Consider the following 20,625-nt stretch of genomic DNA (forward strand, 5'->3'; position numbering starts at 1 on the left):
AAACATCCTCCCGTTTTTCATTATCGTTTATCTATTCGAGTCGTTAAACTATCACCAATCCACTGAATTAAAAATACAACTAGTAATACACAAATTGTCGCAACGATTGTTACATCGTTATTCCCTCTTTGGAATCCTTCTAAGTAAGCAAGTGTTCCAAGGCCACCAGCACCAACAACTCCTGCCATTGCTGTATAGCCTACTAAAGCAATTGTCGTAACCGTAATACCAGATACTAATGCTGGTAACGATTCTGGAATTAACACTTTCAAAATAATTGTGCTTGTTTTTGCTCCCATTGCTTTTGAAGCTTCAATTACACCTTTATCAATTTCGCGAAGTGCGATTTCAACCATTCTCGCGTAGAATGGTGCTGCTCCAATAATTAAAGCCGGCAAAGCTGCACTTGCTCCAAGAATTGTTCCAAGAAGAATCTTTGTGAATGGGATTAATAAAATAATTAAAATGATGAATGGTATAGAACGGAATATATTTACGAATGCTCCAATCAACGTATTAATTGATTTGTTTTCCCATAAATTATCTTTTGCTGTCATGAAGAGTAACAATCCTAAAATGAGTCCTAAAACAAATGTCGCAAGAGCTGCGATTGCCGTCATATATAACGTTTCACCAGTTGCTTCTAACATTTGATTCCAATCAACATTTGTGAGTAACTTATCCATGTGCAATCACCTCCAGCTCTACTTGATCTTGATGAATTCCTTCTATTGCTTGCTGGATCGCTGTTTCCTCACCATTTAAATGAACAACTAAACTACCGTAAGAACCGTTATTCGTTTGTGCGATATTTCCTTGCAAAATGCTAACTTCTATATCACTGCGTTGCATCAATCGTTGAAGCACTGGTCTTTCTACAGCCTCACCGATAAACTGCAAACGAATTACTTTTCCATCTGGATATTTTTCAATTAAACTTTCAATCGTTTCATTTGTATCTTCAGAATCCGTTAACTGCTGTACAAATCGTTTCGTAATATCTTGCTTCGGATTACGGAATACATCAAGTACTGGACCTGTTTCTACAATCTTTCCTTTCTCCATTACCGCAACACGATTACAAATCTTTCGAATTACGTGCATCTCATGTGTAATGAGTACAATTGTTAAACCAAGGCGCTTATTAATGTCTAATAGTAAATCCAAAATTTGATCTGTCGTTTCCGGATCAAGAGCTGACGTTGCTTCGTCACATAAAAGCACTTGTGGATTGTTAGCTAATGCTCTTGCAATCCCAACGCGTTGCTTTTGTCCCCCGCTCAGCTGAGATGGGTACGCGTCTCCTCTTCCTTCTAATCCAACAAGATGAATTAATTCATCAACACGTTTTCTTCTCTTCGCTTTATCAACACCTGCAATTTCAAGTGGAAACTCTATATTTTCACGTACTGTTCGTGACCAAAGTAAGTTGAAGTGCTGAAAAATCATTCCAATTTCTTGCCTTGCCTTACGAAGTTCGCTTCCTGTAATTGCTGAAATGACACGATTTGCAATTGTAATTTGGCCAGAAGTTGGTTTCTCCAACTGATTGAACAATCTAATTAAAGAACTTTTTCCAGCGCCACTATATCCGATAACACCAAATATTTCACCTTTATCTATTTTTAAATTGGCATTATCTACAGCAGTGACATCACCGCTTTTTGCTTTATATATTTTCTTTACATTCTCTAATAGAATCATGGTGTATCACCCCTTTTTTAAATAAAAAGCGCAAGCGGCTCGTTTAGAACAAGAGGGCGTTTGAATCCCTGACGTAGAGGCGCTTTTTGCCTCATAGGAAGGGATGAAACGACCGACTGTTCTAGCCGCTGGAGCTAGATTTCATAAAGATTTTAGGTCGACTCCGCAATTTTTTATTTTTAATGCGTGTAGTCCACTGTTATCATTACTTTTATTATTTGAATGTCCTCCACATTCAAACAATAAAAAAACCTTTCTGCTTTAGAGAAGCAGAAAGGTTTTTATGCGTATATAACAACATTATCCCTCTCTCTCATCTCTCAAAGCATTTGCTTTGCAGGAATTGGCACCATTTCAACATAAGTTGACGGTTGCCGGGCTTCACAGGGCACAGTCCCTCCACCTCTCTTGATAAGAGAAATCAGATTCAATTTTCGTCTGATTTGAAATTTATGAAATTGTCTATATTTTATGACTTGAATTGTATCAATATACACTCACCATGTCAACAGAAATTTTCGCAAAAAATGAAACTTCAGAATTTTAAGCACCTACTGACATCGGTTTACATATATGAAACATCGATTCCACTAATAACATCGTTCGGTACGTTCCCGAATATTGTACACGTCCATCATTCATTAGCATTTGCAATCGTACATTTCCATTCACCAATTGTTCTATATCCTTTTCATCTAAGCAAATGATTTGTTCCGTTCCTCTTTCCTCATGTACCAACTCTATATAATCTCTTGAAATTTGTAACGAACAACTTTCATCTCCAAAGCGAAAATTAACAGTTTTTTCTTCTTGTCTTAAAAGCGGTTCTAAATGATATTGACCATTAGCGTAATTTACAAATGATTGAAGCAAAGAATATAATCTCACCCTAAATCACATCCTTCATATCACTTTCTATTACATACCATTCCCTCTAACTAAAGAGCAATCCTGTTATTTTCGCTCGACAAATACTGTATCCATCCTGCATCTCGACATATTTCCCAAGAAATATGTCGAGGCGGCAAAATTTTTGCCGCCTACTTTAATTCCGTATATAAATATTCAACCGAATGAAATGCGTATATCTTCTTCATCAGTGTCCCATTTTCAAAAACAAGTAAACAAGGTACACTTTCAATCCCATACTCTTTTGCTAAATGCGGAGCATAATTTAAATCTAACATCCCAATTTTCAAATCTTCAATTGTCATCTCAACCACTGTTAACATCTTTTTTGCTAATTGGCATGTTCCACACATTGGAGTATATACATATAATACTGTTTTTTCTTCGTTCTCTATTAGGGCTGTAGCTTCGGCTCCTGTCCAATCAATCACTTCTATCATTCCTTACCGTAAATATTCTGTATAAACGTCAATGTCGGCTCCCCATAATACATTTGCTAAGTGTGTAGATGGCGCAGTTGCCACTTCTCGGTACGAGCGATCAATATAGATATGCTCGGCTTGCGGGAATTCTTTTCGAAATTGTTTCCTTAACTTTTCTCCAGCATCATCAGCATCCACTAGCACATACACTTCCTTATCAAAAAACTGATCAACGAGCTCATCCATTTTCGACAAACCAATTGTACCATTTGTACAAACAATTTCCACCGGTTCACGAATAATAGATTCAATCTTTCTTCTATCTGATGTACCTTCTACAATAATGACTTTTTCTACATAAATCATATGTCATCACCCGATCACCATATACTATACAACCTTGAACTTAGTATATAGTATATTCGTTATTTTCATGTTGTTTCCTGTTTATTTTTGCAAAAGAAAAGCGCAAGCGGCTCGTTTAGATTGTGAAGACTTATGAAACCTTACCACAAAACAGTTTTTCTCATAATAGCTTATTTATTTACATATAACTTGAATTTCATTATTTCACAAAAAATAAAAAAGGACAGCACAAAGGCTGTCCTTTAGTCGACTATAATTAGTCTTGGTTTGTCATTTCTGCATATCTTTCTGCAGTTAATAACTTCTCAACTTGGCTTGCATCAGAAAGTTCAACTTTAACCATCCATGCACCCTCGTATGGAGATTCGTTAACAAGTTCTGGTTGGTCACTTAATTCTTCGTTTACTGCTACAACTTTACCGCTTACAGGTGCGTATAACTCAGAAACTGTTTTAACAGATTCTACGCTTCCGAATGGCTCGTTAGCTTCGATTGTTGCACCTACTTCAGGAAGTTCAACGAATACGATATCGCCTAGCTCACCTTGTGCAAAGTGAGTGATACCGATAACAACTTCATTACCTTCAGTTTTTACCCATTCGTGTTCTTCAGAGTAACGTAAATTATTTGGAATGCTCATGACTGTACCTCCAGTGAATGTATTAATTATGTAAAAATACCTTATTGGTACTTTTTCCACACACTTTCAAACTGCTCTTCGTTAAAACCAAGTGTTACATTCGTTCCATCTGTTACAATTGGACGTTTAATCAACATGCCATCAGATGCTAAAAGCTCATACATTTCGTCTTCGCTTGCATCTTTCAACTTATCTTTTAGACCAAGTTCACGGTAACGCATTCCACTTGTATTAAAGAATTTTTTTAATGGTAATTCACTTTTTTCATGTAAATTACGTAAATCTTCTTTTGATGGTGGATTTTCAACAATATGAATCATCTCATATGCTACATCGTTTGCCTCAAACCATTTCTTTGCCTTTTGACATGTGCCACACTTTGGATATGAATAAAATGTTACTGTCATAAATTCACCTACTTTTTTACTAACCTTTACCTTTATCATATAGAAAACGTTTTATTATTTCAAACCATTATTCGCTAAACTTTTACTTATTTCGTGATAATTTTTAATAATCCTGCGAATTTTTCTTATTTTTCCGCCATTTGTTAAGAAAAAAATAAATATATAAATTTTTTAGATTCTGCACCAAACATATATCTTAAACAAGCGTTTGATTAATTCTCCATTTTCTTTCTTAACCTTTGAACTACAGGAGTTTCTTTCTACCGAACATACAGCTTAAACAAACGTTTGATTAATTCTCTATTTTTCTTTGTTAAGCCTTGAGTTACATCGGTTTCTTCCTACCGAACATACAGCTTAAACAAACGTTTGATTAAAAAAATAAGAAGCCTCTTTTGTAGGCTCCTTCATTATCTATTTAAATAATCTGCAATTGTTTGAAATACGACGATATACATATTATGAATACTTTCTTCTGTATTTCCACCATTCGATAAACCAATTGCCCATTGTTGTCCTTCACCACTTCCGATATTCGCAAACCCTTGCGTATACATAGCATTTACATCTTTTCGGGCACTGTTATACTCTATCCCTTTTGTAATAAAAATCGAATATGATTTATCTTGTAAACCGATAAAAAACACTGGTTTCTTTAGTGATGAAAATACATTTTTATATTGCTCTGTTGAGGCTTTTTGAAAGTGATCTTTCATTATTAGAAAACCATCTACTTCCTTAGATTTCTTTTCCAGTTCCTCTAACTTCATTTCCTCAAACTTTATATTCCTAAACGTATCTTTCGGTTTTTCTCCAACAACTCCAATTACGAGTGCTCTTCCGTTATATTCTAATTTCTCTCCTTCTTTATCCTTTGCACACCCAGCACCGACTAGGCATATCAATATAAAAAATAAGAAATACGATAAACGCTTCATTTAGCACCCTCCCCTTCTTTTTAGTCAAGTGACAAAAACGTAAGGTTAATTCAAGAAAATGTAAGTAAAATCGATAGCCCAATTCACGTTTCTATATTATAATCAATTGAATTTACTTACATTACTAAACATAGGAGATCAACATGAAGAAATTTAAACTTTCATCTTTTCTTCCGTTAAGTTATATACTTCTACTCGTACTCGTAAGTCCCCTTTACGACGTATTAAATAAATCGACTGTTCACGCAGTAGACGTTACAACTGTAGTAGATGATTGGATTCCATTTGTAAAAGCATTTATTATTCCTTATTTACTTTGGTTTCCATACTTATACGGCGCACTTATTTATTACTGCTTCGCTGACCGAAAGCAATATTATGTCACTTTAAGTAGTGTTATTTTTGGAAAGCTTGCTTGTTTTTCTATTTATTATTTTTGGCAAACAACTGTACCGCGTCCGACTGTCGTTGGAACAGATGTATTTTCTGAACTAGTTCGCTATATTTATAGTATCGATCAACCGGTAAACTGTTTCCCTAGCATTCACGTTCTTACTACATTTGTAATTATGTTAGCTGCCTTTAAGCGTAGAGAACAACATGCTTTTGAATATTACATCCTTACTTTCTTCGGTACACTTATTATTTTATCAACGCTATTTACGAAGCAGCATGCCTTTTTAGATGCCGTTTCTGGAATGACACTTGCAAGCATACTATACTTCGGAGTTCAGCTCTTATTAGCAAAAGAACCAATAAAAGTTCCAGTAAAACAAAATCATAGAATGTAGCATGACAAAAAAGCAGACTGTGGCTTCAGTCTGCTTTTATCTATTATTAAGGAGATTTTCAATTTAAGATTGCGGTACAGTCATATCACCAGAATGAATACGACCTGCTTTTTTAAGAGCAATGTAAAGTATATAAGAAACAGCTACTGGAATGACGATATAAGTAATTACCATCGCCGGGAGAACTTCCCATCCTTGGCTGGAAATTAAATTAATTGGTGCGATAAGAGAACTTAATCCAAGACCTGCAATTTCCTTTCCTGCTTCCAGTTGGAAAATTAATGCTGATACTGGACCGACTATAGCACTGGCGACGACAGTTGGGACGAGAATCATTGGATTTTTAGTGATATTTGGTAACTGTACTTTCGGAGTACAAAGTGCTTGAGCTAATATGCCACCTAAATTGTTTTCTTTTGCTGAGATGACAGAGAATCCGATAAACTGAGCAACGCATCCAGCAAGAGCAGCACCACCTGCAACACCGTCTAAGCTAAGTGCAATTGCTAACGCAGCTGATGAAGCTGGAGAGATAAGTAATAGTCCCCAAACTACTGCAATGACGATAGAAGCGATGAATGGGCTACCAGCTGAGCTATCTTTAATAAACGCTCCAACTGCATTTAAAACAGGAGTAATATTATGAGATAACCAAATGCCTACTAAACCAGAACCTAATATGGCCGCAAATGGAACGAGCATCATATCTAAAGCAGTTTTTCCGCTTAAACGTTTACCAATATATACAGCTAAAGTTGCTGTTAATAATGCACCGATTGGCTCACCTGTTTTAATAATTAGACCAGCTTCAGTAATCGAAATGGATCCGGCACCAATCGCTCCGGCTACCATCGCCGAGAAGATTACAAGACCGTTTGCACCGAGCATAAAAGCAATTCCAGCACCAATTGCCGGTGCCATTAGTGATTTTGCAACAACTCCGATTGTAATAAGTAATGGTATATCAACAATTCTTCCTATATTTTCGATCAGTAAACCAATTCCGAGGGATACGAAAATACCTTGTGCGATTCCAGCAGATGCTTTAAATACACGAGACATTATATATTCCTTCATTTGTTTCACCTTCTCCTATAAGTTAGTAACCAATTGTTTTCATATAATCACGTAAAATATCGTTTGATTTTGCGAATCGAGATTCTTCATCCTCTGTTAAATTGAGTTCTACAACTTCTCTTATACCGTCTCTAGTAATAATAGCTGGTACTCCTGTGCAAATATCATATTCACCGTACTCACCATCTAAAATGGCTGATACAGCAATGACACGGTGATCATCGTTAAAGATTGAACTCGCAATATATGCTAGAGAATTTCCGATTCCGTAATAAGTAGTTCCTTTACGTTTATAAATTTCCCAGCCGGCTTTTGCAGTCTTCTCAACGATTCCATCTAAATCTATTTCACCAAATCGTTCTTTTTGTTCTTCTAAAATTTGCAGAATTGGCTTTCCACCAACAGTTACGTGAGACCACGCAACCATTTGAGAATCACCATGTTCTCCTAATGAATACCCATGAATACTACGAGGGTCTACATGTAACATTTCAGATAAAATTGTTCTTAAGCGAGAAGAATCTAGTGATGTACCAGTACCGATTACGCGATTTCTAGGTAATCCAGATAATTTCCAAACTTGATATGTAATAATATCAACTGGGTTCGATGCAAGTAAGAAAATACCATCAAATCCACTTTCCATTACGCCACCAACAACACTTTCCATAATCTTCGCACTCGCTCCTAAAGTATCTAAGCGACTTTGCCCTGGTTTTGGTGCTGGACCTGCTGTAATAATGACAATGTCCATATCTTTGCAGTCTTCATAGCTTCCTGCATATACTTTTGTTCTTGTATTTGTAAAGTTAATGCAATGTGATAAATCCATTGCTTCCCCAACTGCACGTTCATGATTTATATCAATTAATAATAGCTCTTCGCAAATCCCTTGATTTACAATGGAATACGCACAACTTGATCCAACTAATCCAGTACCGATAATTGCAATTTTTCTTGTATGTCTTTTCATAGCAATCTCTCCTAATTGATCATATAATCTATTTCTTTTGTTCTTTACATTCTTAATTATAGAGGTTCCCACGATAGAAACCATGGATACTTTGTGAAATGTTGAACAAAGTTTTTGTCCTTTTTGTGAATTGTCATATTCCATTTTCGTCATATTTGTTACAACTGGAAAAATATTTATTATGTATTTATTGACATATACAAAAAGAAAACGAGCGAATAAATTCGCTCGTTTTCTTTTTCCTGTTATTCCGCACTTAATTGACTTTTTAATTGCTGTACAATCATTGGATTAGCAGGTGCTGCCGGTTTGTAATAACTCTTTTGCTTTGCGTACTCATACATATTACGTTGGCGCGCCTCGTCTTGATTACGAATTTGAATTAACGTTTGATGTAACTGTTCATTATCAGACTGAGCAATATAATTTGCATAGCTTGTTAAACTTGCATTTAATCCTGCTAAATAATCATTTACCATATCTTTTTCATTCATTTTCCGCTTCCTCCTATCCTAGGAAAGTCATTAATTGCTGTTTCGTATTTCGTGCATCTTGCGCATCTTTTTGTAGCATTTGTTTCAGTTGTGGATCTGTACACGTCTGTGCATACTGCTCCAACTTGTTAATAATTGTTGCGTGTCCACCAATTAAATGACGTAAGTTTTCTACTTCAAGCTCTGTTAAGTTTTGCATATAACATACCCGCCTTTCTTTGTTCATTCATCATTAGTATTTGGTTCTTTTTGGATTGTATTCATCAACTTTTCCCACATATAAAAAAAATAAAAGATGAATAGCTAAGCCATTCATCTTTTATACTGGTTATGTATTTATTTTTATAGAGATACAATCATACTTATACTCACAAGTAAGTTCCATATAATGTGTAAAATAATACTAGGTATAATAGATTGCGTCTTTTTGTATAACATAGCAAATACAATCCCCATAATCATTGCCGTAACCGGAAAACCACCATGAAGAATCCCAAAGATGAAGGAAGAAATAATGATACCAACTAGAAAACTATATTTCTTTTCAAAAAATCGATACAAAATACCTCTATATAAAATTTCTTCTTTAATTGGTGTAATTATAGCAACACTTAACACATATATAATACTTTGTAGACTATTTTGAAGTCCTAAGCTCCCTAATTGATCTCGCTGCTGCCCTGCACTTTCAAAGCTAAACAACTCTAACATTACATACTGAGTTAATGCAATGATGATAAAACCTATTAATAAATACAAGTAGGTTTTCCAATTTTTTAAAACAGATACATCCCATATGTTCTTAATAAAATGAAGCACTGGTTTATAAGCAAATAAAACAATAGTAACAACAGCTGCATCAAATAGAAGTAAATAATATCCCTCTAAATTAGCACGTAATACCTCTTCTCCAAAAATTCCAAGGGCTAAAGCAAGGAATAATCCCCCTAAGAGTGAGAACCCTAGAATGCTTGCAATCGTTACAACTAGATTTTTATATGTTATGTTATCTACTTCTCTTTCTGCATTATACGCGTCTAATACTGTTTTTCTCATACTATTCCTCCATTTGTTTTCATTACCTTAACAAAAATCCTTTAATACAAATATATAGATAATATAACAATTTTTTCAAAAAGAATAATATGCAATTTTACATATTATGAAAACTTTATATTTTATAGTTTTAGGAATAGAATTGCTATGCAATAATTATTATATGAAATTTCAAAAAATACTTCCTATCCACTATAACCCTCGCATCATATAAAACTTATTAGTTAAAGGAGCAATGAACATGAAAACACATGACTTCCTTACAGAAATCCAGAAGGGCTCTGAGCCTAATCCATATCAAGATCCTATTGCATTTATTTTCGTTTGCCTTTCCGTAGCCATATACACATTTTTCAAACCTGCTAAATAATATCATGTAATGAGAAAAAGCCTACCGCTCTTTTCGAATTATATGCACTAAAAAACCTTAGAATCACTTCTAAGGTTTTTGTTTGCCTCGCTTCTTATTCACGTAATCCTTTAATAAACGTTTCCAATAATACATGTAAACTTATATCCAGATCTAACGGCAAACCAAATCCGCCTTGCTGTTCAATCGAAGCAAATCCATGACAAATACTTCTGAATCCGCGTGTCGCATGAAGTGCATTCTCTCCTTCTAAGCCATACTGTTGTAAAACCTGAAGACAAAGCTTTACAATTCCGTCACCTGCTTTTCTTACTTCTTCATCTCGTAAAAAAGTTGCTTCATATAGTCCAGGATGTTTTCGGACAAATGCTACATACGCTTCTCCTAAAGCATGAATTGCTTCATCCATCCGTTTATCCTCGGCAGCTTCTTCCAGTCTGTTATGCAGCTTTTTGATTCCGTAAATGCCAAGATTTTTCCGTACATCTTGTAACCCTTTTACATGATTATATAGTGAGGGCGAACGTACCCCTAACGTTTGCGCTAATGAAGCTAACGTTACTTCTTGTACTCCATTTGCATCTGCAATTTCTGCTGCTGTTTCTACAATTTTTTGTAATGTAAGTCCGATTCTCGGCGACATCAATAACCCTCTTTTCTACTTTCTATATTCCGCTTCGCTTCTTTAATAGCAAGCTCTATGAAAACCACTGGATCGTTTATCATTTTTCCATGTCCTGCCGCAAGCAAGGAAGGCTCATATTCGCTTAGCTTCTGTGCACTTTGTAATGATATTTCTTTGCTCCACGTTGCCATCGCCGGAAACGGAAACCAAAATTTTATTTGTCCCGAAACGGCCATACCTCCTCTTGTTTGGAATGCATCCCCAACAATAAGAGCTTTATTTCTTACATCAAGAAACGACATGGAGCCCGGCGTATGTCCCGGTGTCATAATCGCAAGAAGCGATCCAACTCGGTCGCCATCTTCCAATAAAACATCAGGTACCGTTTTTAATTTTTTAGGTACACCGCCTTTTATCGGTATATTCGGTTCATCCTTTTGTAACGTCGTATCTCCTTCTAACAGCTTTGCGTCCCGCTTAGAAATATAGACTGGAACATGAGGAAGTACTTCCTTTAATGCATCTAATGCACCAATGTGATCATCATGCGCATGTGTTAGTACAATTTTAGTAATTGGTTTTCCTATTTTCTCAGCCGCCTGTAAAATACCTTTTGCGCTATATGGCAAAGCCGCATCAATTAAAGTTAAACCAGCTTCTTCCTCCACAAAGTAACAATTCACAGGAAACGCTCTTGGCAAAAATGACAATTGATATACCGTTTTTTCATGTATCATCCTCATAGTCCCATCTCCCTTTTCACGAAAACTAATACCATTAGTTTTATTATACTAATGGTATTAGTTTTATGTCACTAAAAATTTCTTTTTTTCAAAAAAAAGAACAGTAGCCGTATAAACGACTACTGTTCTTTAAAGATATTAAACTGTGTAACGCTCATCTTCTAAAATTTTCGCAGCGATTTCACGTTTCTTCGGAATTACGTTAAGTGGTGTGTGGCGAGTTAATTTACGTAATGATGATAACATCATGCGCAGCATGTCGCCGTTTTCAACTGCGATAAGTGTTTCTTTCGCATCTGCTTCGATTTCGTTAAATGCTTCTTGGCAGAATACTTCAGTGTATAACACTTTTTGTTTATTCTTTTCAAGACCAGTTGTTTTGATCGCTTTTTCTGTACGAAGAACAGCTGATTCCATTGCGTATAGATTGCTTACGATGTCAGCGATATTCACAAGAATTTCTTGCTCTTTATCTAATGCTTTACCGTATTTTTGAGCCGCTAATCCAGCTACCATTAAGCCGATTTTCTTCGCATTAGTTACTAAATACTTTTGAAGTGCTAATGGCTCATCGCCTACTTCTTCTGGCATCATCATCATTAACTCTTCTTGTAATTTTTGTGCTTTTTGAAGAAGTGGTAATTCACCTTTCATCGCTTTACGTAAGAACGTACCTGGTACGATTAGGCGGTTAATTTCGTTCGTTCCTTCGAAAATACGGTTAATACGAGAATCACGGTACATTCTTTCAATCTCGTACTCTGCCATAAATCCGTAACCACCGTGAATTTGAACACCTTCATCTACTGTATAGTCTAATACTTCAGAACCGAATACTTTGTTTAAAGAGCACTCGATTGCATATTCAGCGATAGAAGCTGCTACTGCTTTACCGTCTTTTACTTCTTCTTCAGATAATGTGCTCATGCGGCTTTCGAATAAACCTACTGTACGATATACAGAGCTTTCAGCTGCATATGTTTTTGCTGCCATATTCGCAAGTTTCTCTTGAATTAATGGGAAGCGAGCGATTGGTTGTTTGAACTGTTGACGTTGGTTTGCATATTGTGCTGAAATTTCTACTGCACGTTTCGCAGATCCAACTGTACCAACACCTAATTTATAACGACCGATATTTAAAATATTGAATGCGATAATATGACCTTTACCGATTTCACCAAGTAAGTTTTCTTTCGGTACTAACGCATCTTCTAAAATTAACGTACGAGTTGAAGAACATTTAATACCCATTTTCTTTTCTTCTGGGCTTGTAGATACGCCAGCGTAGTCTTTCTCTACGATAAATGCTGAGAAGTGCTCTCCATCGATTTTTGCATATACAACGAATACGTCAGCGAATGCAGAGTTTGTAATCCACTGTTTTTCACCATTTAATACGTAATGTGTACCTTCTGCATTTAAACGTGCAGTTGTTTTTGCACCTAATGCGTCAGATCCTGAACCTGGCTCTGTTAATGCGTATGCAGCTAATTTTTCACCAGTTGCAAGTAATGGTAAATACTTTTTCTTTTGCTCTTCGTTACCGAATAATACGATTGGTAAAGATCCGATACCTACGTGAGCACCGTGAGTAATTGCAAAGCCACCAGCGCGAGAGAATTTCTCTGCGATTAACGCTGAACTTACTTTATCAAGACCAATTCCGCCGTACTCTTCTGGTACGTCAGCGCCTAATAAACCAAGTTCCCCAGCTTCTTTTAAAAGACGAACTGAACGATCAAATTCATGTTGCTCTAAATATTCAAGCTCTGGAAGAACTTCATTTACGATAAAGTCCTCTGTCGTTTTTGCAATCATTTTATGCTCAGATGAAAAATCTTCTGGCGTAAACACTTGATCAATCGTAATCTCATCTACTAAAAAGCTACCGCCTTTAACCGCATTTCCTACTGTTTTTTCCATGAAAATTTCCTCCTTCATATTTTCATGAGCCGCTTCTCTCTTTTTGAAAGAAGCTGGCTCTCCCTTTTTTTATAAACCTTTGTTGCTTCCATTCTTTTTTTGGCTAGAATGTTTGGTGGCTTCGCTTCTTCCTGCGAGGCAAAGAACGCCTCTACGTCTGAAGCTCCATCCCCCTCTCATTCTGAGCAAGCCGCTTCCACTTTTTTTATAATCCAGTTCCCGTGGCTAGAACAGTCGGTCGTTTCACCCCTTCCTGTGAGGCAAAAAGCGCCTCTTCGTCAGGGCTTCCAACGCCCTCTTGTTCTAAACGAGCCACCTGCACTTTTTTATAATCCAGTTCCAGCGGCTAGAATGTTTGGTGGCTTCGCTTCTTCCTGCGAGGCAAAGAACGCCTCTACGTCTGAAGCTCCATCCCCCTCACATTCTGAACGAGCCGCTTCCACTTTTTATAGTAATTCAAATACTCCCGCTGCTCCCATTCCGCCGCCGATACACATTGTTACGATACCGAATTGTTCGTTGCGACGTTTCATTTCGTGAATAAGAGATAGTGTTAGTTTTGCTCCTGTACAGCCAAGTGGATGTCCAAGTGCGATTGCACCACCGTTTACGTTTACTTTTTCTTCATCTAAACCAAGTTCACGAATAACTTGGATCGATTGAGAAGCGAATGCTTCATTTAGTTCGAATAAGCCAATATCAGATAGCTCTAAGCCAGCTAGTTTTAGCGCTTTTGGAATTGCAGCGATTGGGCCGATTCCCATTACTTCTGGTGGTACGCCAGCTACTGCAAATGAACGGAATTTCGCAAGTGGCTTCATGCCATCGCTCACTGCTTTTTCACGATCCATTAATAGTACAGATGCTGCACCATCACTCATTTGTGAAGAGTTACCAGCTGTTACAGAACCGCGAACGTTAAATGCTGGACGTAATTTACCTAAAATGTCTAGCGTCGTCTCTGCTCTTACACCTTCGTCTTGTGCGAAAGTGATTGTTTCTTCTTGCAGTTTATTGTTTGATCCAACAGTACGTAACGTTACATCTACAGATACTGTTTCATCAGCAAAGTTTCCTGCAGCTAATGCTTTTGCAGCACGTTGATGACTTCTTACTGCAAATGCATCTTGCTCTTCACGAGAAATTCCATATTTCACAGCAACTTGCTCTGCTGTATGTCCCATACCCATATAATATTCCGGAGCCGCTTCTACAAGGCGACTATTCGGACGAACAACGTGTCCCATCATTGGAACTAAACTCATTGATTCCGCTCCGCCTGATAATACCGCTTCCGAGTGACCAAGCATAATGCGCTCTGCTCCGTAAGCGATACTTTGTAAACCAGAAGAACAGTAACGGTTAATTGTAATAGCTGGAACATCGTAAGAAAGTCCTGCTAATCCACCGATGTTACGAGCCATATTTAAACCTTGCTCTGCTTCTGGCATCGCACAACCAAAAATTAAATCATCGATTGGTCCTTCATAATTCGCACGTTTTAACGTTTCCTTTACTACTAACGCCCCTAGATCGTCAGGACGAACTGTTTTTAATGAACCCCTCTTTGCTTTTCCAATTGGTGTTCTTGCTCCCGCAACAATGACAGCTTCTCTCATGAACGATATCTCCCCTCGTTATTAGTTACGTAATGGCTTTCCTTTTACAAGCATGTGCTGCATTCTTGCTTGTGATTTCATCTCACTTACTAAGCTAATAAATGCTTCACGTTCTACATCTAATAAATATTGCTCATCAACTTCTGTTCCGTACGGTACTTTTCCGCCCGCAATGACATATGCAAGTTTCTTCGCAATGTGAAGGTCATACTCTGAAATGTAACCAGATAAATGCATTGCTTCTGCACCAAGTGCAAGAGTTGCATATCCTGTTTCCCCAACAACTGGTATCTTTTTGCGGATTGGCGCTTTGTAACCAGCTTCATATAAAGCAAGTGCTTTCTGTTTCGCATCGTATAGTAAGTGATCACCATTCACACTAATACCATCTTTATCACCTAAGAAGTTATGAGAAACTGCTTCTTGTCCTGAAGTTGAAACTTTCGCCATTGCGACTGTTTCGAACACTTTATTTGCAACTTTTTGCAGATCAAACTCTACACCGTTTGCCATTTTGTTTAAGTGTTTAATGTATAGCTCTTTATTACCGCCTCCGCCAGGGATTAAGCCAACACCAACTTCTACTAAGCCCATATACGTTTCACTAGAAGCTTGAATGCTCGCTGCTGGTAAGCAAACTTCTGTACCTCCGCCAAGCGTCATACCATATGGTGCTGCTACAACTGGCTTAGAAGAGTACTTAATTTTCGTCATTGCATCTTGGAAGTTTTTCACAACTAACTCAATTTCAAAGTAGTTGTCGTCTTGTGCTTCCATTAAGATCATTGCTAGGTTCGCACCAACGCAGAAGTTCTTCGATTGGTTACCGATAACAAGACCTTTATAATTCTTTTCTACTTCATCAACAGCGTAGTTAATCATTTGCGTAATATCCATACCGATTGCATTGCTCTTCGAATGGAACTCTAAACAAAGGATGCCGTCGCCTAAATCAATTAAGCTCGCTCCGCTATTTTTCTTTAATACACCATTTTTCGCTTTTAATTGCTTAAGAGAAATTGCTTTTTTATTACGCTCGATTAGCTTATATTCGCCATTATCGTAATAGTAGCTATCGCCGTTATCATGTTTATAGAAAGTAGTGAAACCTTTCTCTAACATTTCTTTCACCCAAGTAGGAACAACTACGCCGTTTTCTTCCATCTTTTGAACAGATTTTTCAACGCCGATTGCATCCCACACTTCAAATGGCCCTTGCTCCCATCCAAAGCCCCACTTCATCGCTTGGTCAATTGCAACGATATCGTCAGCAATTTCTTTATGAAGTTTTGCAGAGTATAAAAGAGTTGGTGTAATGATGTTCCATAATAACTCTCCTGCACGGTCTTTTGCGTATACAAGCGCTTTCAATTTATTCGCTAATCCTTTTTCTTGTTTACTTAACTCTACGGATACAGCTTTTAATTTTTTACGCGCTTCGTATTCCATCGTTTCAGGATTTAATTCTAAAATTTCTTTTCCTTGTTTTAAGAAGAAGCCTTGACCCGTTTTACTTCCAAGCCATTTTTTCTCCAGCATGTCATGCATGAAAGCTGGTACTTTAAATACATCACGCTCTTCTTCTTGCACATTTTCATATACGTTATTTGCAACGTGTACGAATGTATCTAAACCGACAACATCTAATGTGCGGAACGTTGCGCTCTTCGGACGACCAATAAGTGGGCCTGTTACAGAATCAACTTCCCCAATGCTATAGCCGCGTTTTACCATCTCTTGAAGAGTAACAAGTAAACCGTACGTACCGATGCGGTTTCCAATAAAGTTTGGTGTATCTTTTGCGATAACAACGCCTTTTCCAAGAACGTCTTCGCCAAATAGTTTCATGAAGCTTAATACTTGTGGATCTGTTTCTTTCGTCGGTATTACCTCTAGAAGTTTTAAATATCGTGGTGGGTTAAAAAAGTGTGTGCCTAAGAAGTGTTTCTGGAAGTCGTCTGAACGACCTTCTGCCATTTTTTCAACTGAAATACCTGACGTATTCGAGCTTACGATAGAACCCGGTTTACGAACCGCATCTACTTTTTCAAATAGTTTCTTTTTAATATCTAAGTTTTCAACTACTACTTCAATAATCCAATCTACATCAGCTAGACGCTCAAGGTCATCTTCTAAATTACCTGCTTCAATCAGTGCTAAATTTCCTTTCACTGTCAGAGGAGCTGGTTTTTGCTTTAATAGTTTTTGCACAGCCATATTACTAAAACGATTTCTCACACTTTTATGTTCTAATGTAAGTCCCTTCGCTTCTTCTTCTTTCGTAAGCGCAGGTGGTACAATATCAAGCAATAATGTCGGAATACCAATATTAGCTAAGTGTGCCGCAATTCCCGAACCCATTACGCCTGAACCTAGAACAGCAGCCTTTTTAATTTGGAACATCCAATTCTCCCCCTATTCTTGAATGAATGCTCATTCAATTTTTCGACATAAGTCGCAATCAATGAGTGAGCCTCTACTAATAAATATATGATACTGTTTAAATTTTCGCAATATATTTATTGATAAAATTTTCTGAAATAAATATTTTTCTTTTATTTGCCCATGCTATATATGTATTTTCTTCACTAAAATACACTTTCCCTTTTTATAATCTGACGAAACTGGAGGAATATATATGGCAAAACTTAAGAAGAACCCTTCAAAGGCTGGAATTAGTGCAGCTAGTGTAACTGGAAACGCAGGTCCGCATAACCACGGTGTTGAAAAAGGACGCCAAGGTAATAACCAACAATATAAAAAGCATAATATGGGCGAAAAATAACGCTATATTTTTGGGCAGAGAACGTGGCATAATGATTAATGGCTGCTTTTTCTGCCCAATTTATTTGTAACAAATGAGGGAATTATAATGAAACGAACAATAGTTATGATTGTAATGATTGCCACACTATTTATAGGGATGATTTTCTTCTCTTATGCACAAAGGCAACAAGCTGTAAGAGCTGATCAACCTAATATTACTGGGCAATATGGAGTTACAATCGATGCAGACACAGGTGAAGTTTTGTATGGAAAACGCGAAGACGAACGCTCTTATCCGGCTAGTATAGCCAAAATGATGACAACCCTTCTTTTACTAGAGAATGTAAAAGAGGATGAAGAAATTACAGTTACAGAAAACGCAATTAAAACAGAAAGTCAAAGTAAGAAAATTAAACTTCGTGCTGGGGAAAAGTTAAAACGTGATGAGGCATTAAAACTGATGCTTATCATTAGTGCAGATCCAATAGCTGAATCCATCGCAGAACATATTGCAGGATCAAAAAATGAATTTGTGAAAATGATGAATGCTAGAGCGAAGGAACTCGGTACAAAGCATGCGACTTTCAAGAACGCAAGTGGTGCTGATGCACTTGGAAATAAAGTATCGCCATATGACATTGCTATTATTACGAAAGAAGCATTAAAGTATCCAGTTGTTTTAAAATATATGAATTCAACACGTACGACTCTACATACTTCAGAACGCTCTCCAAACATCGCAAACTACGGACGAGAAGAACTATATGACGATCCATATGCGATTGGAAGTAAAAGCGGTCTATCAGCACTCGGAAAATATACAGTCGTAACAGTGGATGAAAAAGACGGTAAACGCGTCATTAACGTCGTATTATCTTCTACTCGCGCGCAACTATATCCTGATACGAAAAAAATGGCACATTACGCATTTCAGCAATTAAAATAACCAAGGAGTATTTTCTCCTTGGTTATTTTTTAACCATACCTTTTAATACGAACGCAACGTTTGCTGGACGCTCTGCTAGACGACGCATGAAATATCCATACCAGTCGTTTCCATAAGGTACGTAAACACGCATTTTGTAACCTTCTTTTACTAGCTCAAGTTGACGCTCATTACGAATACCATATAACATTTGGAATTCAAATTGATCCCTTGGAATATTATGTTCTTCAGCAAGTTTTTTTGTATATTCAATAATTGCTTCGTCATGTGAAGCAATTGCAGTATAATTTCCATTTAATAAGTGCATTTTAATAATCTTTTTATAATTGTCATCTACATCTTTCTTGTCCGGGAACGCCACTTCTTCAGGTTCTTTATAAGCTCCTTTTACAAGACGTAAATTAGGTTTATAAGCATTTAAATCCTCAATATCTTTTTCTGTACGATATAGGTAAGCTTGAATAACAGTACCAATATTATCGTACTCAGATTTTAATTGTTTAAAGATATCAATTGTTTTACCGCAGCGTGTATAATCTTCCATATCAATTGTAACGAACACACCATTTTCTTTCGCCGCTTCTAAAATACGGCGCATATTGTTCATTACGATTTCATCAGAGATATCTAATCCCATAGAAGTCATCTTTAAAGAAAGCTGCGAATCAAGACCTTCTCTTCCAATTGCACGGATCGCTTCAATCGATTGGTTAGCCATTTCATTTGCTTCCGCTTCATTATCAACGAATTCACCTAAATAATCGATTGTTACACAAAGACCTTGCTTATTTAATTGTTGAATGGCAGCTGTCGCTAATTCAATCGTCTCCCCTGCGACGAAGCGACCTGCACCAAAGCGTAAACCGTACTTTTTAGCCAGTTTTGTTAGCGCTTTATTTTTAGATAAGAAAAGAAACGAATTTCGCATTAATTGTTCCATGTAATTCACCCCTATGACTGTAATTTATCTGTTTTTTACCCCTCTTCAAAATTATATCATTGTTTAAAATTATTGGATACAAATAATTATTTAGATAATTTATAAAATACTATAAAAACATTTAAAAACCTATATTTCTGCTTATAAATATACCTGAAATATTTTTCGACATTTAGAAAAATGGAGTTTAATAGGTATAAAATAGGCATGTCGAAAATATTCGACATGCCTATAAAATCCTTTATATTCCATGTAAATTATATAAGGATATTAATACAGAAAACTTGCGATTATATTTACCTCAAGTTTTTTTATTGCTCATTTCGCTTCTCTTCATTCAGCCTTTTAATATCTGTAATTAACTGTACCATCTCTTCTTTCGCATCTGGATAAGTTTCATTCCAATGCTTTACTAAAGCTGGCATCGTCTTAGCTATGTAAGAATACAGTGCCCACTTCTGTACCTGTTCTTTTCTCTCTTCATTGCTCTCTCCAAGTAACAGCTCAGTATATTTCTCCAGTAAACCATCAAACTGCTCGTTAAACTTTTCACTCATTTTATTTACCTCCTATATGAAAAAAGCAGCGAAGATCGCTGCTTTTTCTTATAATTTTGATCGAACAGAGTTTAATTTTTTCTCCATTGTGCTTACTTTATCACGACGATCATCAATACGAATAGTTGTTGCAACACGCTGTGCACCTTTCGTATATGGAACTTCATGCATTTGTTGTATTACTTCTAGAATGACAGGAAGATCTCCTTCAATAATTGTATTCATCGGTGTTAATTGATACTTCACGCGATCCGCATTTTTCTCTAGCACCTTTTGTACTTCTGCTACATATTCACTAACACTTGGATTACCTGTTCCTACTGGAATAATCGATACATCAACAATTGCCATAGTAGTCT

The 20,625-nt window shown here is 36.7% G+C and carries 24 protein-coding genes and 1 riboswitch; of the genes, 3 read left to right on the forward strand and 21 right to left on the reverse strand.

Annotation, left to right across the window (positions count from 1 at the left end; all coding sequences use genetic code 11):
- Window positions 1–20 precede the first annotated feature (20 nt).
- The 8 genes from MR136_RS08220 to MR136_RS08255 all read right to left on the reverse strand — a co-directional run bounded on the left by MR136_RS08220 (window position 21) and on the right by MR136_RS08255 (window position 5,386).
- Window positions 21–686, reverse strand: coding sequence for a methionine ABC transporter permease (locus tag MR136_RS08220; RefSeq protein WP_242259317.1), 666 nt, complete (start codon window positions 684–686; stop codon window positions 21–23).
- Entirely contained in the window at window positions 679–1,704 is a 1,026-nt protein-coding gene (locus tag MR136_RS08225; RefSeq protein ID WP_000601754.1) for a methionine ABC transporter ATP-binding protein, read from the reverse strand. The genes MR136_RS08220 and MR136_RS08225 overlap by 8 nt, the downstream gene beginning before the upstream one ends.
- A 310-nt stretch (window positions 1,705–2,014) precedes the next feature.
- Window positions 2,015–2,122, reverse strand: a riboswitch (SAM riboswitch).
- A 125-nt stretch (window positions 2,123–2,247) separates the two neighbouring features.
- Window positions 2,248–2,592: a hypothetical protein gene (locus MR136_RS08230; RefSeq protein WP_001242139.1), complete on the reverse strand. Its 345-nt coding sequence runs from the start codon at window positions 2,590–2,592 to the stop codon at window positions 2,248–2,250.
- Window positions 2,593–2,744: 152 nt separating this feature from the next.
- On the reverse strand, window positions 2,745–3,053 hold the full coding sequence (locus tag MR136_RS08235) for a thioredoxin family protein (protein ID WP_002008881.1): 309 nt from the start codon (window positions 3,051–3,053) through the stop codon (window positions 2,745–2,747).
- Between the two features lie 3 nt (window positions 3,054–3,056).
- Complete coding sequence (locus MR136_RS08240) at window positions 3,057–3,401, reverse strand: toprim domain-containing protein (protein WP_000640870.1); 345 nt, start codon at window positions 3,399–3,401, stop codon at window positions 3,057–3,059.
- A 256-nt stretch (window positions 3,402–3,657) separates the two neighbouring features.
- Window positions 3,658–4,041, reverse strand: coding sequence for a glycine cleavage system protein GcvH (gene gcvH, locus MR136_RS08245; protein ID WP_098584629.1), 384 nt, complete (start codon window positions 4,039–4,041; stop codon window positions 3,658–3,660).
- A 41-nt stretch (window positions 4,042–4,082) separates the two neighbouring features.
- The gene (locus tag MR136_RS08250; protein WP_000218968.1) at window positions 4,083–4,448 is read right to left on the reverse strand and encodes an arsenate reductase family protein; all 366 of its coding nucleotides are present in this window, start codon (window positions 4,446–4,448) and stop codon (window positions 4,083–4,085) included.
- A gap of 410 nt (window positions 4,449–4,858) precedes the next feature.
- Window positions 4,859–5,386 (reverse strand): hypothetical protein, encoded by a 528-nt coding sequence (locus tag MR136_RS08255; RefSeq protein WP_242259318.1) that lies wholly within the window; start codon window positions 5,384–5,386, stop codon window positions 4,859–4,861.
- 143 nt (window positions 5,387–5,529) lie between these two features.
- Between MR136_RS08255 and MR136_RS08260 the strand changes: the two genes are divergently transcribed.
- The gene (locus MR136_RS08260; protein WP_017674516.1) at window positions 5,530–6,177 is read left to right on the forward strand and encodes a phosphatase PAP2 family protein; all 648 of its coding nucleotides are present in this window, start codon (window positions 5,530–5,532) and stop codon (window positions 6,175–6,177) included.
- 63 nt (window positions 6,178–6,240) lie between these two features.
- On the opposite strand, the gene MR136_RS08265 is transcribed toward MR136_RS08260, so the two are convergent.
- The 10 genes from MR136_RS08265 to MR136_RS08310 all read right to left on the reverse strand — a co-directional run bounded on the left by MR136_RS08265 (window position 6,241) and on the right by MR136_RS08310 (window position 17,460).
- A complete protein-coding gene (locus MR136_RS08265) occupies window positions 6,241–7,254 on the reverse strand; it encodes a PTS sugar transporter subunit IIC (protein WP_000666172.1) in 1,014 nt (337 codons plus the stop codon).
- 22 nt (window positions 7,255–7,276) lie between these two features.
- The gene (locus MR136_RS08270) at window positions 7,277–8,227 is read right to left on the reverse strand and encodes an L-lactate dehydrogenase (protein WP_061457847.1); all 951 of its coding nucleotides are present in this window, start codon (window positions 8,225–8,227) and stop codon (window positions 7,277–7,279) included.
- Between the two features lie 245 nt (window positions 8,228–8,472).
- Window positions 8,473–8,721 (reverse strand): spore coat protein, encoded by a 249-nt coding sequence (locus tag MR136_RS08275; RefSeq protein ID WP_001002981.1) that lies wholly within the window; start codon window positions 8,719–8,721, stop codon window positions 8,473–8,475.
- Window positions 8,722–8,734: 13 nt separating this feature from the next.
- Window positions 8,735–8,920, reverse strand: coding sequence for a hypothetical protein (locus tag MR136_RS08280; protein ID WP_001180555.1), 186 nt, complete (start codon window positions 8,918–8,920; stop codon window positions 8,735–8,737).
- Window positions 8,921–9,063: 143 nt separating this feature from the next.
- A complete protein-coding gene (locus MR136_RS08285) occupies window positions 9,064–9,777 on the reverse strand; it encodes a CPBP family intramembrane glutamic endopeptidase (RefSeq protein ID WP_078420920.1) in 714 nt (237 codons plus the stop codon).
- Between the two features lie 464 nt (window positions 9,778–10,241).
- Window positions 10,242–10,790 carry a TetR/AcrR family transcriptional regulator gene (locus MR136_RS08290; RefSeq protein WP_000074925.1) on the reverse strand — a complete coding sequence of 183 codons (549 nt, stop codon included), beginning with the start codon at window positions 10,788–10,790 and terminating at the stop codon, window positions 10,242–10,244.
- The gene (locus MR136_RS08295) at window positions 10,790–11,515 is read right to left on the reverse strand and encodes an MBL fold metallo-hydrolase (RefSeq protein WP_242259319.1); all 726 of its coding nucleotides are present in this window, start codon (window positions 11,513–11,515) and stop codon (window positions 10,790–10,792) included. Before MR136_RS08295 ends, MR136_RS08290 begins: the two co-directional genes overlap by 1 nt.
- A 138-nt stretch (window positions 11,516–11,653) precedes the next feature.
- Window positions 11,654–13,438: an acyl-CoA dehydrogenase family protein gene (locus tag MR136_RS08300; protein WP_000416291.1), complete on the reverse strand. Its 1,785-nt coding sequence runs from the start codon at window positions 13,436–13,438 to the stop codon at window positions 11,654–11,656.
- A 446-nt stretch (window positions 13,439–13,884) separates the two neighbouring features.
- On the reverse strand, window positions 13,885–15,057 hold the full coding sequence (locus MR136_RS08305; RefSeq protein ID WP_001206345.1) for an acetyl-CoA C-acetyltransferase: 1,173 nt from the start codon (window positions 15,055–15,057) through the stop codon (window positions 13,885–13,887).
- Between the two features lie 21 nt (window positions 15,058–15,078).
- Window positions 15,079–17,460 carry a 3-hydroxyacyl-CoA dehydrogenase/enoyl-CoA hydratase family protein gene (locus MR136_RS08310; protein ID WP_078420916.1) on the reverse strand — a complete coding sequence of 794 codons (2,382 nt, stop codon included), beginning with the start codon at window positions 17,458–17,460 and terminating at the stop codon, window positions 15,079–15,081.
- Between the two features lie 235 nt (window positions 17,461–17,695).
- On the opposite strand from MR136_RS08310, the gene MR136_RS08315 reads away from it, so the two are divergent.
- Together MR136_RS08315 and MR136_RS08320 are read left to right on the forward strand one after the other, a co-directional pair.
- Window positions 17,696–17,842: a YuzL family protein gene (locus MR136_RS08315; protein ID WP_001096344.1), complete on the forward strand. Its 147-nt coding sequence runs from the start codon at window positions 17,696–17,698 to the stop codon at window positions 17,840–17,842.
- An 87-nt stretch (window positions 17,843–17,929) separates the two neighbouring features.
- Complete coding sequence (locus MR136_RS08320) at window positions 17,930–18,769, forward strand: D-alanyl-D-alanine carboxypeptidase family protein (RefSeq protein WP_242259320.1); 840 nt, start codon at window positions 17,930–17,932, stop codon at window positions 18,767–18,769.
- Between the two features lie 22 nt (window positions 18,770–18,791).
- Here MR136_RS08320 and MR136_RS08325 read toward each other — a convergent pair whose 3' ends face one another.
- From MR136_RS08325 to MR136_RS08335, 3 genes are all read right to left on the reverse strand, one after another.
- Window positions 18,792–19,709: a proline dehydrogenase family protein gene (locus MR136_RS08325; RefSeq protein ID WP_000436783.1), complete on the reverse strand. Its 918-nt coding sequence runs from the start codon at window positions 19,707–19,709 to the stop codon at window positions 18,792–18,794.
- A gap of 311 nt (window positions 19,710–20,020) precedes the next feature.
- A complete protein-coding gene (locus MR136_RS08330) occupies window positions 20,021–20,266 on the reverse strand; it encodes a YusU family protein (protein WP_001290594.1) in 246 nt (81 codons plus the stop codon).
- Between the two features lie 48 nt (window positions 20,267–20,314).
- Entirely contained in the window at window positions 20,315–20,617 is a 303-nt protein-coding gene (locus MR136_RS08335; RefSeq protein WP_001018860.1) for an MTH1187 family thiamine-binding protein, read from the reverse strand.
- Between the last annotated feature and the right edge of the window lie 8 nt (window positions 20,618–20,625).

Source organism: Bacillus cereus group sp. BfR-BA-01311, assembly GCF_022664295.1.
In the GTDB taxonomy this organism is placed as follows: domain Bacteria; phylum Bacillota; class Bacilli; order Bacillales; family Bacillaceae_G; genus Bacillus_A; species Bacillus_A cereus.

Excerpts from the sequence above, each read along its gene's own strand:
- MR136_RS08220 (WP_242259317.1), bottom strand. The coding sequence starts at position 686 with ATGGATAAGTTACTCACAAATGTTGATTGGAATCAAATGTTAGAAGCA.
- MR136_RS08225 (WP_000601754.1), bottom strand. The coding sequence starts at position 1,704 with ATGATTCTATTAGAGAATGTAAAGAAAATATATAAAGCAAAAAGCGGT.
- MR136_RS08235 (WP_002008881.1), bottom strand. The coding sequence starts at position 3,053 with ATGATAGAAGTGATTGATTGGACAGGAGCCGAAGCTACAGCCCTAATA.
- MR136_RS08240 (WP_000640870.1), bottom strand. The coding sequence starts at position 3,401 with ATGATTTATGTAGAAAAAGTCATTATTGTAGAAGGTACATCAGATAGA.
- gcvH (WP_098584629.1), bottom strand. The coding sequence starts at position 4,041 with ATGAGCATTCCAAATAATTTACGTTACTCTGAAGAACACGAATGGGTA.
- MR136_RS08250 (WP_000218968.1), bottom strand. The coding sequence starts at position 4,448 with ATGACAGTAACATTTTATTCATATCCAAAGTGTGGCACATGTCAAAAG.
- MR136_RS08255 (WP_242259318.1), bottom strand. The coding sequence starts at position 5,386 with ATGAAGCGTTTATCGTATTTCTTATTTTTTATATTGATATGCCTAGTC.
- MR136_RS08260 (WP_017674516.1), top strand. The coding sequence starts at position 5,530 with ATGAAGAAATTTAAACTTTCATCTTTTCTTCCGTTAAGTTATATACTT.
- MR136_RS08265 (WP_000666172.1), bottom strand. The coding sequence starts at position 7,254 with ATGAAGGAATATATAATGTCTCGTGTATTTAAAGCATCTGCTGGAATC.
- MR136_RS08270 (WP_061457847.1), bottom strand. The coding sequence starts at position 8,227 with ATGAAAAGACATACAAGAAAAATTGCAATTATCGGTACTGGATTAGTT.
- MR136_RS08275 (WP_001002981.1), bottom strand. The coding sequence starts at position 8,721 with ATGAATGAAAAAGATATGGTAAATGATTATTTAGCAGGATTAAATGCA.
- MR136_RS08280 (WP_001180555.1), bottom strand. The coding sequence starts at position 8,920 with ATGCAAAACTTAACAGAGCTTGAAGTAGAAAACTTACGTCATTTAATT.
- MR136_RS08285 (WP_078420920.1), bottom strand. The coding sequence starts at position 9,777 with ATGAGAAAAACAGTATTAGACGCGTATAATGCAGAAAGAGAAGTAGAT.
- MR136_RS08290 (WP_000074925.1), bottom strand. The coding sequence starts at position 10,790 with ATGTCGCCGAGAATCGGACTTACATTACAAAAAATTGTAGAAACAGCA.
- MR136_RS08295 (WP_242259319.1), bottom strand. The coding sequence starts at position 11,515 with ATGAGGATGATACATGAAAAAACGGTATATCAATTGTCATTTTTGCCA.
- MR136_RS08300 (WP_000416291.1), bottom strand. The coding sequence starts at position 13,438 with ATGGAAAAAACAGTAGGAAATGCGGTTAAAGGCGGTAGCTTTTTAGTA.
- MR136_RS08305 (WP_001206345.1), bottom strand. The coding sequence starts at position 15,057 with ATGAGAGAAGCTGTCATTGTTGCGGGAGCAAGAACACCAATTGGAAAA.
- MR136_RS08310 (WP_078420916.1), bottom strand. The coding sequence starts at position 17,460 with ATGTTCCAAATTAAAAAGGCTGCTGTTCTAGGTTCAGGCGTAATGGGT.
- MR136_RS08315 (WP_001096344.1), top strand. The coding sequence starts at position 17,696 with ATGGCAAAACTTAAGAAGAACCCTTCAAAGGCTGGAATTAGTGCAGCT.
- MR136_RS08320 (WP_242259320.1), top strand. The coding sequence starts at position 17,930 with ATGAAACGAACAATAGTTATGATTGTAATGATTGCCACACTATTTATA.
- MR136_RS08325 (WP_000436783.1), bottom strand. The coding sequence starts at position 19,709 with ATGGAACAATTAATGCGAAATTCGTTTCTTTTCTTATCTAAAAATAAA.
- MR136_RS08330 (WP_001290594.1), bottom strand. The coding sequence starts at position 20,266 with ATGAGTGAAAAGTTTAACGAGCAGTTTGATGGTTTACTGGAGAAATAT.
- MR136_RS08335 (WP_001018860.1), bottom strand. The coding sequence starts at position 20,617 with ATGGCAATTGTTGATGTATCGATTATTCCAGTAGGAACAGGTAATCCA.